The following is a 12,735-nucleotide window of genomic DNA, read 5'->3' as shown; positions in this document are numbered from 1 at the left end:
GCAAAAAAATGATTAGGTAATAAGAGGGAGTATAAAAATAAGAAGGTGTTCCCCAAGCGTGTGGTGTCCGGCGTCAGTCCTGAAACCAGAAGGTTTCAGGGCGGAAAGCTGCGGTCTACCGTAGGCTTCTCGGTACATGCCGAGCTTGCACAATAGTAGACGAACAGAAATCCTGGTATAAAATTTATCGGCTCAGGGACTTAACCAAACTCCGACACCCCAGGGAACAAGTTCAGTATATAAGACATAATCCATTCCTTAAACCCCAAACGAAAAAAATTCAATCGTTCGAGCAGTTTTTGCCCGCTGGTAACGCGCTATTTACTTATCGTACTACTTTTTGAGCGGGATCATACAATTAATTGGAGTTGCTTTTTATCGAGTGGTAGCATTGCCATAACTTGCAAAGCGAAGATATAAACATGAGCGACTTACCAGATTACCAAAAAGCCCAGCTGCTTTTAGAAAAAAACGAAATTTTTGTCTCACCGGCAGAAGCGCACGGTGTAATTAGCGGACTACTGGCCTGTGGTTTAAGTATTGATGATAAAGAATACTTAGGTCTATTAAGTGATGTATTTAATGATGGCCAAGCGTTTAGTAACGACTTAAAGCAATTTTTTGGCACCATTTATAAGCAAGTCGTGGCTAGCTTTAACGATGAAGCTTTTGCGTTTGATTTATTTTTACCAAGCGATGATGAAACTCTCATCGATCAAGCCAATGGTCTCGTATCATGGGTTGCAGGGTTTATGCTTGGATTTGGTTTAAAACAAAAAGATTACGGTAAGTTATCGGCGGATGTAAAAGAAGTGATTAGCGATTTTAGCGAAATTACACGCCTAGATACTATGTTTGACGAAACCGAAGAAGACAGCCAAGCCCTTCATGAAGTGATTGAATATGTACGTGTATCGGCATTGCTTTGTTTTGCCGAGCTAGGTAAAGAAAAAGCACCTAAAAAAACACTACATTAATTTAAAATATAACGGGTTGTTAAAGCATGGTTGAAATACAAAAGTCAGAATTTAAAGCACGCCGTGAGCGCTTACTTTCACAAATGGACGCAAACAGTGTGGCTATTATACCTGCGGCCAGTGAAGTAACGCGTAGTCGCGATACTGAATATGCCTTTAGGCAAGACAGTGACTTTTTTTACTTAACCGGTTTTAACGAGCCCGATGCTGTTTTAGTGCTGTGTAATAACAGCGACACACCTAGTACGCTATTTTGCCTTGATAAAGACAAACAAGCCGAAATTTGGCATGGCCGCAGAATTGGCTTCGAAAAAGCTAAAACTGAGTACTTATTCGACGAAACTTACGCATTAAGTGAGCTAACTGAACAATTATTAGATTTGGTTAACGGTCAGCAGATTTTATTTTATGCACAAGGCGCTTACCCACACTTTGATACCAAAGTATTTACCTTGTTAAACACACTTCGCAGCGCGCCTAAAAAAGGCTATCAGGCACCGAGTACTATAAAAGATGTGCGTGGTCTTATTCACGAAATGCGTTTGTTTAAATCGCCAAGCGAGGTAAACATTATGCGCGAAGGCTGCGAGCTAAGTGCCCGCGGACATATGCGCGCAATGCGCTATTCACACCCCGGCGCTACTGAATTTCAGCTAGAGGCTGAGCTGCATCATCATTATGCAATGCACGGTGCCCGTCACCCAGCGTACGGCACCATTGTGGGTAGTGGCGATAACGCTAATATTTTGCATTACACACAAAATAGCGATGTGTTAAAAGCGGGCGATTTAGTATTGATTGACTCTGGTTGTGAGCTACAAGGCTACGCCGCCGATATTACACGTACTTTTCCGGTTAATGGCAAATTTAGCGAGACGCAAGCCGCACTTTATAACATTGTACTTAAAGCGCAAGAAGTGGCTTTTGAAGAAGTTAAATCCGGCGGTTTCATGTCGCACGCCAATAAACGAGCCATGGAAGTAATGACCCAAGGGTTACTCGATTTAGGTATTTTAACCGGCAACTTTGATGAACTAATGGCACAGCAGGCGTGTAAAGAATATTACATGCACGGCCTTGGCCACTGGTTAGGCCTTGATGTTCATGATGTAGGCGATTACAAGCAAAATAACGTTGAGCGCGCATTTGAGCCAGGCATGGTTTTAACCATAGAGCCTGGGCTTTATATAAGTGAAGATTCAAACGCACCGCAGCAATATAAAGGCATTGGTATTCGTATTGAAGATAACCTTTTGATCACCGAATCAGGGCACGAAAACCTCACTCAAAGTGTGCCTAAAACCATAAACGATATAGAAGCGCTAATGCAAAGCGCTAAAAGCGCATAAGCTTGGAGAGTAAAGTGGCTAAGCAGTTTGATGTCGTTGTTATTGGGGGAGGGCTTGCAGGGGCAAGTTGTGCGCTAAGCATTGCTAAAACAAATCCTTCACTGACTATTGCGGTGGTAGAGGCAAACCAAGTCTCGGGCGATTACCACCCAAGTTTTGATGACAGAAGTATTGCCCTTGCACAGCAATCGGTTGAATATTTACAGCAGTTAAATTTATTTGAGCCAAGTGCGCCATACACAGCAGCAATAAAAAAAGTAAGCGTGTCGGATCGTGGTCACTTTGGTAAAGCACATATACATTGCGACGAATTTGCTAAACCTTCATTAGGTTATGTAGTTGAAGTAAACCCGTTTGGCCGCGCACAGTATCAGCGTTTAACACAAGCGAGTATTACACTTTATTGCCCCGATAGCGTAAACAGTATTAAGCAAGGCTTAAACAATAATGAAGTAAGCTTGCAAAGTGGTGAAAAATTAAACGCTAAGCTACTTGTTATTGCCGACGGCGCGCAATCACCAACCCGAAAATTACTTGGTTTACGTTTTAATACTCAGCCTTATGAGCAAGGCGCTATTATTGCCAATGTTGAAGTTGCAGGTGGGCACAACAACCATGCCTACGAGCGCTTTACCGAGCACGGCCCTATGGCGTTTTTACCGATGAGCAATAACCGTTATTCATTAGTATGGTGCATGGCAAAGCCGCAAGTTGAGCTGCATACAGCCTTAAACGAAAGCGATTTTTTAAATACGTTACAAAGTGCATTTGGTTACCGAGCGGGGCAATTTACAAAAGTAGGCACACGTACAAGCTACCCGCTTGTTTATGGCCAAGCAGAATCATTAACGGCGCATCGCACGGTAGTTATTGGTAACGCCGCGCATGCTATTCACCCCATTGCAGGGCAGGGCTTTAATTTAGGCCTGCGTGATGTGCAGGTACTTAGTCATTTAATCGCAACAAGTAAAAACGAGTTAGGCAGTTATGCGTTTACACGTGAGTATTCGCTAAAGCGCAGTAGCGATATAAAAACGGTAATGACATTAACCGATGCACTGGTAAAGCTTTTTTCAAACTCGTCACGGGTTTTAGCATTTGGGCGCAGCATTGGGCTTTTCTCAATGGATTTATTTCCCGCATTAAAAGCACCGTTGGCAAAGCAGCTAATGGGGCAAGTTAAACAAGGTACACGTTTATGAAGCAAGCACAGGTTTGTATAGTGGGTGGCGGCTGCGTAGGGTTAACCCTCGCGTTAGGACTCGCTAAAGCCAATGTAAGTGTTGTGGTGTTAGATGCCGCGCCAAAGCAATTACCGCCAAGTGATGAGTACGGATTACGCGTAAGTGCGTTGAGCATAGCAAGCCAAACTTTGTTTGAGCAATTAAACGTGTGGCCACACATCATGGCAGAGCGAGCGTGTGCTTACACGCATATGGACGTACGCGACGCCGACAGTTTTGGTAAAATAACTTTTAATAACGAGCAACTTGAGATTGATCACTTAGGTCACATAGTAGAGAACGATATTATTCGTTTTGCACTTATAAAAGAGCTAGCGCAACAATCAAGTGCCACACTCATGTTTGATACGCAGTATCAACAAATACACCAAAGTGAGTCCGACGTATTTATAACCCTTAAAAGTGGTGAGCCTATTATTGCTAAACTGCTGGTGGCGGCTGATGGCGCAAAATCGGCTATTCGTAAGCAATTTAATATGGCGCTAAGCTTTAAAGATTACGACCACCATGCACTCGTTGCTACGGTTAAAACCAAAGAGCGACATGCAAACACCGCACGCCAAGTGTTTTTACCAACAGGGCCACTGGCATTTTTACCACTAAGCGATGCCAACACCCATTCTATAGTGTGGTCTACCAGCCCCAATCATTGCGATGAATTGCTAGCAATGGACGACACCACTTTTAACAAAGCCGTAATGGCAGCCATAGATGGCCAATGTGGACTGTGCGAAGTGCAAAGTAAACGCGCAGCATTTCCACTTAAAATGCGCTACGCCCAGCAATGGGTAAGCGGCAAAGTGGTATTAATAGGCGATGCAGCTCATACCATTCACCCCCTTGCAGGACTGGGTATGAACTTAGGCCTAAAAGACGCCGCGTATTTAATTGAGCTTTTAACAAGGGACAGTAAAGAGTTTGCAAGCACCCGTACACTTCGCGATTACGAGCGCACCCGCAAGCTCGACGCGCAAAAACACATAGCCATGATGCAAGGGCTTAAAGAGTTATTTGAAGGTACAAACCCGGTTAAAAAACTGATACGTGGAGTCGGGCTGTCACTCGTTGATAACCTAGGCCCAATAAAACACCTGTTCGCCAAAGAAGCGATAGGCAAATAAGTCGGTTGGGAAGAGCGAAGCGAAACCCAACGAGAAAGTAAAGTGGTCAGTTTTTAGTTGTCAGCTTTCAGCAAAGAAAAACCGATGTTTAGTTTAAACATCGGTTTTTTGTTTTTAAGTAGTGTGAAACAGATTAAAAGCTGCGCTTTTCACGCGAGCAAGCTCTGCGTCTACAATAAATTTTAACACCCAGTTTGGTTCTAATTGTAGGCGTACAGCTTGCTGACGCGACGAGCGGGGCTCGTAATTACTATCGTTAGTTAAAGCGCTTTGCGTTAAATCAGCTACAAATTATTTTGTGCTTCATTCACCATATCTTTGAGTGCATCAATTAACAGTGGGTCTCGCGAGTTTTTTTTAGCAAGTTTTAGTGCGTGTTTCATGCTAGTAACAGCTTCTTTAAATTGTTTGTCAGCAGTGTAGCCTTGTGACAATCGCATGTGGGAGTAAGCAGCATTAGGATAATCGCGAGTAAAGCGTTTTAGCGTAGTTATCGCTTTTTTAGTGTTACCAAATTTTTGCTGGCGATGGGCAAATTCTACGTACACATCTTGTGGAATTTTAAGCTTAAATCCGTACTTATCGCTCAATGCTTGGTAGTAACCGGTAATAAGTGATACATCGGCAAACTTTCCGTGCTCGTCAGTCACTTTAAATATTAGGTCGCTAAATAAATGAATTAGGCTATCACTTAAGGCTGGTAGTATGGTGCCCATATGAGTAAATGTAGGGTAATGCTTATATTCCCATTTTAGCTGCGTAGGCATTTGTTGTTCTAAATTTACTAACGTATTTAATACGCCGGTATAAAAACGTGCGCCCTCACTTGCTACACTAATAAATAACTCTTGAGCGCCTTTAGGGTATTTAGTGTATTTAATAATATTATTTTTTAACTCTTCATCACCCCACCAACCATTTGGGCTTATAGCTATGTAGTTGTTAAATAATTCAGGCTGATTAACTAAAGTATAAAGCGCTAATGTACCTGCGTTAGAGTGACCAATTAAGGTGTTGTAGCCGTTAGTTGAGTAATTGCTATTTATATAGGGCATGAGCTCGTCAGACACAAACTTTAAAAAATTGTCGGTTTGCCCAGCATCGGGCCATTTATTTTTTACAAAGGTTTGAAACTCAGTTTTTGGCTCACCCTCTACTTTAGGTAAGTAATCACGCACGCGGTTGGTTGTATCAATAGCAACAAGCATGGCATTAGGTATTTGCTCGTAATCAACAAGGGATTTAACTACACCAGAGGCGGTATGAAAGTGCTCAACACCATCAAGTAAATAAATAACATAAAGGGGCAGATCGTCTTTTACAGTCTCAGGTATAAAAATTCTGATTGGCCTGTCTTCGTTAAGTATTGTGGATTGTAAAATGACTTTTTTACCAACGATTATGTCGGTTGTAGCGGTGTTTGCGTAGCTTAAAAAAGAGGTACTAAAGGTAAGTGCAAACACGAGTGATAGTAAGAGCTTCATAAATATCCGTATTAAATAATGTGTTGTTTAATAATTGCACGCCTTTAGGTTTGAGTAAATGTTTATATTTTAGGGGCAGGGTTAAGGCTTACTTAATAAACCCCTGCGTTTTTATGCGAAAAGATTTGGCATTTTTAAAGGCTATTGCACTTTGCACTGACTTTTTCGGTGGGGGCACCGCTTTTAGGCGCGACTAGCGCTGCTGCTAATATTTTTCTCTAAAAACTTATCTAATAAAGCTTAAAAAAACCTGCTTGCTTAATTATCAATCTAAGCGTAAAATGCGCGCTCATTTCGGCTTTTAAACTATTAATTCCTTGCCTTAAACCGACCGGCCGAAACGGTAGAAGGCTCTATTAACCGTAAGGAATATCCATGCGTCATTACGAAATCGTATTCATGGTTCACCCTGATCAGAGTGAGCAAGTATCTGGTATGATCGAACGTTATACTGGTTCTATCACTGAAGCTGGTGGTACTATTCACCGTCTTGAAGACTGGGGCCGTCGTCAACTGGCTTACCCAATCAACAAGCTTCATAAAGCTCATTATGTTCTTATGAACGTTGAAGCACCTACTGAAGTAATCAGCGAGCTAGAAACTACTTTCCGCTACAACGATGCAGTGCTTCGTAACTTAGTTATGCGTACTAAAAATGCAGTAACTGAAGCGTCTCCTCTTGCAAGAGAAGAGAAGAAAGAAGCACCAGCTGCTTAATTGTTTTGAGTCCTAGCATGGCACGTAGTCAGCAGTTAGTGTAATGGTTAGCCCATATATGAATCAGCTGGTTATATCGGGGGTTGTTTGTAAAACACCCAAGTTTAGCCAAAGCCCTGCAGGCATACCGCATTGTATTTTTGTTGTAGAACATAAATCGATGCAAACCGAGGCAGATCTTAACCGTAATAGTTACGTTAGGCTTCAGGTTGTTGCCAGTGGTAAGCAAATGCAACAACAGACTCAACATTTGCACGTTGGGCAGGCATTGCAAGTGAGTGGTTTTTTAAATCGCCACGAAGGTCGTAACGGCCTTAGCCAATTGGTTTTGCATGCTCAGCATATAGAAAGAATTATTTGAGGAATTAATCTCATGGCACGTTATTTCAGACGTCGTAAGTTCTGCCGCTTTAAAGCGGAAGGCGTACAACAAATCGATTACAAAGATCTAGCTACTCTTAGAAACTATGTTACAGAAAGTGGCAAAATCGTACCTAGCCGTATTACAGGTACTAGCGCTAAATACCAGCGCCAGCTAGCAACTGCTATTAAGCGTGCTCGCTACTTAGCCCTTCTTCCATACACTGACTTACATAAGTAAGCAGCGGATTAACAGTTTTTAAAAGGTGTAGAAACATGCAAGTTATTCTACTAGATAAGATCGCTAACCTAGGTGGCCTAGGTGACCAGGTTGTTGTTAAATCTGGCTTCGCACGTAACTTCCTTTTCCCGCAAGGTAAGGCAGTTCCTGCAACTAAAGCAAACATTGAAACGTTTGATGCTCGTCGCGCAGACTTAGAAGCGAAAATCGCTGAACAGTTAACTGCAGCACAAGCACGCGCTGACAAACTAGAAGCATTAGCAGAAGTTACTTTAGTATCTAAAGCTGGTGACGAAGGTAAGCTATTCGGTTCAATCGGTACTCGTGACATCGCTGACGCTATCTCAGCTGTTGGTGTTGAAGTTGCTAAATCAGAAGTTCGTTTACCTCACGGTACTATCCGTGAAACTGGCGAATTCGACGTTGCAATCGCAGTACACTCAGACGTAACAGCTACTATTAAAGTAATCGTTATTGCTGAAGCTTAATTTTTAATTAAGCCCAAAAAGCCGTGCTTTTAGCGCGGCTTTTTTGTATCTAACATTCCTCTTTAATACCCATCTAATCCCTCTTTATAAAATTATTAAACTATTTTTATTATTAGTTTAAACCTTTCTTGTCTGTCTTTGCGTCTTAGTAATCAATACACTCATTAATACACGTTTTTAAATAAAAATAATTAAAAGGCGACATCACGGATGTTACACACAAAACCCGAGCACACGCCCCTATGCGACCTTGCACTCATTGAGCGTGTTAAAGCGGGGGATCAAAATGCTTATAAAGCATTGTATGAGCTGCATATAAAGCGTGTTTACGGTTTATGTTTGCGCTTATTAGCTGATGAAGCGCACGCTGAAGATGCCGCTCAAGAAGTATTTGTGCAGGTGTGGCATAAAATAGCGCAGTTTGATGGACGCTCACAATTTTCTACTTGGTTATATAGCGTAGCGAGCAACATTGCCATTAGTTATGTGCGTAAGCACAAAAGCTGGTTAAACAAAGTAGTGAGCATAGAGCAAAGCGGTATGGATGAGCAAAGCGCCCAAAGCTGTAAAGGGTTAAACGGACTCGATAAATTAATAGTTCGTTTACCTGAGCGTGCCCGCATGGTGTTTGTTTTATATGCCATTGAAGGCTACCGCCACGAAGAAATAGCCAAGCAACTGAATATGGCTGTAGGGTCGAGCAAGTCACAATATCATCGCGCAAGGCAGTTATTACAAGAGTGGTACGAACATGAGTAAACAAAATTTTGATGACTACTTAAACGAGTCTTTAAACAATTTAAATAAAGACATAGCGCCCAATAAAGCACTTTGGCAGGGTATTGAGCATGCCCTCGTTACAGCTAAGCCACCTGCTACTAAAGCGCCATTATGGCCTAAATTAAGCGCTATTGCTGCGTGCAGCGCTGCGGCGTTACTAGCAATCAATATATTTATGAGCAACAACGAGCCAAGCCAAGTGGTTGCTATGAGCGATTACTTTAAAGCACAAAAGCAAAGTTTATTAGTGCAGTACAAAAACCAGGATGCGCTTACCAATAACTGGCAAGCACAGTTACAAGAGCTTGAAGAAGCAGAGCAAGCAATTAAACAGGCACTTGAAAACGAGCCACAAAATCAGGCGTTACTGACCATGTTGGCGCAAGTTTACCAGCAACAACTCGACTTAATTAACAAGGTGCATGCACCGCGTTGGCAGCAAATATAGGGGAATAACATGAAAGCAATTTTACTTGGGCTAAGCCTATTACCACTGAGCGTTTTAGCGGGCGAAAAAATAGATAAGCAAATAGAGGTGCCAAACGGCGGCACTATTTTTATTGAAAACCAACGCGGCGATGTAAACATAACTGGCTGGGATAAAAACGAGTTTAAAGTCTCCGGCGAGCTTGATGACAAGGCTGAAGGATTTGAGCTTAAAACGACAGGCGATAAAACCGAGTTTATAGTAAAAATGCCACGTAATTTGGGGTGGGGTAACAATGGAGATGGCTCTAACTTAACGATATTTATGCCAAAAAACAGTCATTTAGAATTTGCTGGCGTAAATGTGTCTGTGACTGCAAAAACTCTTGAAAAAGGCGCTGAGGTTGATGTTGTTAACGGTGAAATTACGGTAAATGACATTAGCGGCATTGTTAAATTAAGCACCGTAAATGGCGATGTAAACGCACAAAACTTAAACGGTAATATTCAATTTGAAACCGTAAACGGTGAAATAAACGATAAGCAATCAAGCGGAGAGCTGCGCTTTAGCGCCGTAAATGGTGATATTAAATCAAGCACAACCGCAAACGACGTACGATTAGAAAACGTAAATGGCGATATCGATTTTACATTATCAAGCATTAAAAGCTTACGTATCAATACTGTAAACGGCGAAGCTGAAATACACATCAGTGAGCTGCTAAAAGGGGCTGATGTACGCTATGAGTCGGTAAGTGGCGATGCGGATTTTTACTTTCCGCAAAGTGTGTCGGCTCAGTTTGAGATTAAAGCACACGCCAATGGTAAAATTATTAATAAAATTACCAGCGATAAAGTAATTAAGGCTAAATATGGCCCTGCAAGCGATTTAGAGTTTAGTGCTAATGGTGGTAGCGCAAGTGTTGAAATGGATACCATAAGCGGGCGCATTGAGCTGCGTACTAAATAACGCTTAATACCGTTAATGATTACAAAAAGCAGGAAAAGATTTCCTGCTTTGCTATTTGCACAGCCCCGCCAAGTCGATAGAATAGAGCCATTCAATTTTAGTACTGTGAAGTTATGGCCAAACCAGATAAGCAAGTCGATACCCTTAAAGTCCCTCCCCATTCAATAGAAGCTGAACAATCTGTTTTAGGTGGCTTAATGCTTGATAACCAAGCGTTTGACCGCGTAGCAGAGCTGGTTGTTGCGCAGGACTTTTATACCCGCACCCATAAGCTTATTTTTGAAGCCATGACCGCACTTGCTGAAGTGGGCGATCCGATAGATTTAATCACAATTTCAGAAAGCCTTGAAAAAAATAACCAACTGGCAGGTATTGGTGGTTTTGCGTATTTGGCAGAAATAGCCAAAAACACCCCAAGTGCTGCCAATATTGATGCGTACGCTAATATTGTGCGTGAGCGCGCGGTAGTGCGCGAAATGATTGGTGTAGCGAACGAAATAGCCGAAGCCGGTTTTAGCCCAGAAGGGCGCACCAGCCACGACTTATTAGACTTTGCCGAGAGTAAAGTATTTAAAATTGCTGAGCAACGTACAAAAAGTACAGAGGGCCCGCAAAGCATTCATAATATTCTTGAAAAAACCGTCGATAAAATCGAAGAGCTATACCAGTCGCCGCAAGACGGTGTAACCGGTGTTAGCACCGGGTATGCTGATTTAGATAAAATGACAGCAGGTATGCAACCTTCTGATTTAATTATTGTTGCAGCACGTCCTTCAATGGGTAAAACCACCTTTGCGATGAACCTTGCAGAGCACGCCGCAATGACGCAAGACAAGCCTGTGCTTATTTATTCACTAGAGATGCCCTCAGAACAAATTATGATGAGGATGCTTGCATCGCTTGGTCGTATTAACCAAACCAAGGTACGTACCGGCCAGTTAGATGATGACGACTGGGCACGCCTTTCATCAACCATGGGGTTGTTGATGGAAAAAGGCAAAATGTATGTTGATGACGCATCAGGATTAACACCTACCGATGTGCGTTCACGTGCAAGACGTATAGCGCGCGACCACGGTGGTATTAGTATGATCATGGTCGATTACCTACAGTTAATGCGCGTACCTAGCCTATCAGATAACCGTACTTTAGAGATTGCCGAAATATCACGTTCATTAAAAGCGCTCGCAAAAGAATTACAGTGCCCGGTTATAGCGCTTTCGCAGCTAAACCGTACCCTAGAGCAACGTGCCGATAAGCGCCCAATCAACTCAGATTTACGTGAGTCGGGCTCGATAGAGCAAGATGCCGATTTAATCATGTTTATATACCGTGATGAGGTATACAACGAAGACAGTACAGAAAAAGGCATCGCCGAAATTATCATAGGTAAACAGCGTAATGGCCCCATTGGTAAAGTACGTTTAACCTTCCAGGGGCAATTTTCTCGCTTTGATAATTACGCGGGGCCAGCAGTTGATGATGAATACTAATGCGCCTAGCCACAGCCGAAATTAACTTAACCGCCCTTGCGCATAACTTATCGCAGGTAAAACATTTTTCGCCAAATAGCAAAATAATGGCGGTATTAAAAGCCAATGCGTATGGGCATGGCTTAGTAAAAATTGCTCAGCACTTAAATAGTGCTGATGCTTTTGCTGTTGCCCGAATTGACGAAGCCCTTGCACTGCGCGCCGGTGGTTTAACAAAGCCAATAGTATTGCTTGAGGGGTTTTTTAATAAAGCCGACTTGCCTATTTTACTCGCGAATAATTTTCAAACCATAATTCATGATGAAAACCAATTAGCGGCACTTGAAAACGCCAAGCTTGATGCGCCAATAACATGCTGGCTAAAAGTAAATACTGGTATGCACCGTTTAGGTATAGCACCTGAGCAGTTTGAAGAATTTTATAGTCGCTTGCAGCGCACACCCAATGCTAAAAGCACCATTAATTTGATGACCCATTTTTCGTGTGCCGATGATACGCATAATACGAAAACGGCGCAGCAAATTAGCTTATTCGATACGCTTGTAAAGGGCATAGACCAAGCGCATTGTTTATCAAACTCGGCCGGTATTATAGCTTGGCCAGCAGGGCACGGTGATTGGATACGCCCAGGACTTATGCTTTATGGGGTGTCGCCAATGGCAGACTGCATAGGGCAGCAGCACAATTTAAAGCCGGTCATGCGTTTAACCACAAAAGTGATTGCAGTGCGTGATGTTGCTGCACATGAGCGAGTAGGGTACGGAGGCCGTTGGCAAAGTGACAAACCAACCCAATTAGCCGTAGTGGCTATGGGTTATGGCGATGGCTATCCGCGTCATGCCAAAGAAGGCACACCGGTTATGATTGCAGGGCAGCGCTACGGTATTGTAGGCAGTGTGTCTATGGATATGATAAGCATTGATGTAGGCGCAAACGAGCATAATGTTAAAGTAGGCGACAGCGTTACCATGTGGGGGCCGGAGCTGCCAGTTGAAGAAATAGCCCACTGCGCTGATACTATCCCTTACGAATTACTATGTAATATTACACCGCGCGTAAGTTATGAGTATCAGCGGTAGTTAATA

Annotated in this window: 14 protein-coding genes and 1 other RNA gene; 13 read left to right on the top strand and 2 right to left on the bottom strand. The window is 42.7% G+C overall.

The genetic code is table 11. From position 1 onward, the window contains the following. Positions 1-45 precede the first annotated feature (45 nt). A non-coding RNA gene (ssrS, locus tag CWC16_RS15800) (6S RNA) lies at positions 46-229 on the bottom strand. Between the two features lie 193 nt (positions 230-422). On the opposite strand from ssrS, the gene CWC16_RS15795 reads away from it, so the two are divergent. The 4 genes from CWC16_RS15795 to CWC16_RS15780 are packed head-to-tail and all read left to right on the top strand — an operon-like array spanning position 423 to position 4,691. Further along, entirely contained in the window at positions 423-977 is a 555-nt protein-coding gene (locus CWC16_RS15795) for a UPF0149 family protein (protein ID WP_004589599.1), read from the top strand. Between the two features lie 26 nt (positions 978-1,003). Continuing rightward, positions 1,004-2,326 (top strand): Xaa-Pro aminopeptidase, encoded by a 1,323-nt coding sequence (pepP, locus tag CWC16_RS15790; protein ID WP_138542200.1) that lies wholly within the window; start codon positions 1,004-1,006, stop codon positions 2,324-2,326. Between the two features lie 14 nt (positions 2,327-2,340). Then, positions 2,341-3,528, top strand: coding sequence for a 2-octaprenyl-6-methoxyphenyl hydroxylase (gene ubiH / locus CWC16_RS15785; protein ID WP_138542199.1), 1,188 nt, complete (start codon positions 2,341-2,343; stop codon positions 3,526-3,528). Further along, positions 3,525-4,691 (top strand): FAD-dependent monooxygenase, encoded by a 1,167-nt coding sequence (locus tag CWC16_RS15780; protein WP_138542198.1) that lies wholly within the window; start codon positions 3,525-3,527, stop codon positions 4,689-4,691. Before ubiH ends, CWC16_RS15780 begins: the two co-directional genes overlap by 4 nt. Before the next feature lie 284 nt (positions 4,692-4,975). Here CWC16_RS15780 and CWC16_RS15775 read toward each other — a convergent pair whose 3' ends face one another. Then, positions 4,976-6,175 (bottom strand): alpha/beta hydrolase-fold protein, encoded by a 1,200-nt coding sequence (locus CWC16_RS15775; RefSeq protein WP_138542197.1) that lies wholly within the window; start codon positions 6,173-6,175, stop codon positions 4,976-4,978. 375 nt (positions 6,176-6,550) lie between these two features. On the opposite strand from CWC16_RS15775, the gene rpsF reads away from it, so the two are divergent. The 9 genes from rpsF to alr all read left to right on the top strand — a co-directional run bounded on the left by rpsF (position 6,551) and on the right by alr (position 12,729). Then, the gene (gene rpsF / locus CWC16_RS15770) at positions 6,551-6,892 is read left to right on the top strand and encodes a 30S ribosomal protein S6 (RefSeq protein WP_004588455.1); all 342 of its coding nucleotides are present in this window, start codon (positions 6,551-6,553) and stop codon (positions 6,890-6,892) included. Between the two features lie 43 nt (positions 6,893-6,935). Next, a complete protein-coding gene (gene priB / locus CWC16_RS15765) occupies positions 6,936-7,253 on the top strand; it encodes a primosomal replication protein N (protein WP_004588456.1) in 318 nt (105 codons plus the stop codon). Positions 7,254-7,265: 12 nt separating this feature from the next. After that, positions 7,266-7,493: a 30S ribosomal protein S18 gene (rpsR, locus tag CWC16_RS15760; RefSeq protein ID WP_002962753.1), complete on the top strand. Its 228-nt coding sequence runs from the start codon at positions 7,266-7,268 to the stop codon at positions 7,491-7,493. 35 nt (positions 7,494-7,528) lie between these two features. Beyond that, a complete protein-coding gene (gene rplI, locus CWC16_RS15755) occupies positions 7,529-7,981 on the top strand; it encodes a 50S ribosomal protein L9 (protein WP_004588457.1) in 453 nt (150 codons plus the stop codon). A 210-nt stretch (positions 7,982-8,191) separates the two neighbouring features. Continuing rightward, positions 8,192-8,740: an RNA polymerase sigma factor gene (locus tag CWC16_RS15750; protein WP_138542196.1), complete on the top strand. Its 549-nt coding sequence runs from the start codon at positions 8,192-8,194 to the stop codon at positions 8,738-8,740. Next, a complete protein-coding gene (locus CWC16_RS15745; RefSeq protein ID WP_138542195.1) occupies positions 8,733-9,209 on the top strand; it encodes a hypothetical protein in 477 nt (158 codons plus the stop codon). The genes CWC16_RS15750 and CWC16_RS15745 overlap by 8 nt, the downstream gene beginning before the upstream one ends. A gap of 9 nt (positions 9,210-9,218) precedes the next feature. Further along, complete coding sequence (locus CWC16_RS15740; protein ID WP_138542194.1) at positions 9,219-10,157, top strand: DUF4097 family beta strand repeat-containing protein; 939 nt, start codon at positions 9,219-9,221, stop codon at positions 10,155-10,157. Positions 10,158-10,270: 113 nt separating this feature from the next. Next, the gene (gene dnaB, locus CWC16_RS15735; protein WP_055015261.1) at positions 10,271-11,650 is read left to right on the top strand and encodes a replicative DNA helicase; all 1,380 of its coding nucleotides are present in this window, start codon (positions 10,271-10,273) and stop codon (positions 11,648-11,650) included. Beyond that, a complete protein-coding gene (gene alr / locus CWC16_RS15730; RefSeq protein WP_138542193.1) occupies positions 11,650-12,729 on the top strand; it encodes an alanine racemase in 1,080 nt (359 codons plus the stop codon). The genes dnaB and alr overlap by 1 nt, the downstream gene beginning before the upstream one ends. Positions 12,730-12,735: the final 6 nt, after the last annotated feature.

Source organism: Pseudoalteromonas sp. S3776 (assembly GCF_005886915.1).
Lineage (GTDB): Bacteria > Pseudomonadota > Gammaproteobacteria > Enterobacterales > Alteromonadaceae > Pseudoalteromonas.
This window is presented reverse-complemented; position numbering and strand designations above follow the sequence as displayed.

Coding starts and splice junctions, on each gene's coding strand:
- pepP (WP_138542200.1), top strand. CDS start 1,004: ATGGTTGAAATACAAAAGTCAGAATTTAAAGCACGCCGTGAGCGCTTA.
- rpsR (WP_002962753.1), top strand. CDS start 7,266: ATGGCACGTTATTTCAGACGTCGTAAGTTCTGCCGCTTTAAAGCGGAA.
- CWC16_RS15740 (WP_138542194.1), top strand. CDS start 9,219: ATGAAAGCAATTTTACTTGGGCTAAGCCTATTACCACTGAGCGTTTTA.
- CWC16_RS15745 (WP_138542195.1), top strand. CDS start 8,733: ATGAGTAAACAAAATTTTGATGACTACTTAAACGAGTCTTTAAACAAT.
- alr (WP_138542193.1), top strand. CDS start 11,650: ATGCGCCTAGCCACAGCCGAAATTAACTTAACCGCCCTTGCGCATAAC.
- rpsF (WP_004588455.1), top strand. CDS start 6,551: ATGCGTCATTACGAAATCGTATTCATGGTTCACCCTGATCAGAGTGAG.
- dnaB (WP_055015261.1), top strand. CDS start 10,271: ATGGCCAAACCAGATAAGCAAGTCGATACCCTTAAAGTCCCTCCCCAT.
- CWC16_RS15780 (WP_138542198.1), top strand. CDS start 3,525: ATGAAGCAAGCACAGGTTTGTATAGTGGGTGGCGGCTGCGTAGGGTTA.
- CWC16_RS15750 (WP_138542196.1), top strand. CDS start 8,192: ATGTTACACACAAAACCCGAGCACACGCCCCTATGCGACCTTGCACTC.
- rplI (WP_004588457.1), top strand. CDS start 7,529: ATGCAAGTTATTCTACTAGATAAGATCGCTAACCTAGGTGGCCTAGGT.
- CWC16_RS15795 (WP_004589599.1), top strand. CDS start 423: ATGAGCGACTTACCAGATTACCAAAAAGCCCAGCTGCTTTTAGAAAAA.
- priB (WP_004588456.1), top strand. CDS start 6,936: ATGGTTAGCCCATATATGAATCAGCTGGTTATATCGGGGGTTGTTTGT.
- CWC16_RS15775 (WP_138542197.1), bottom strand. CDS start 6,175: ATGAAGCTCTTACTATCACTCGTGTTTGCACTTACCTTTAGTACCTCT.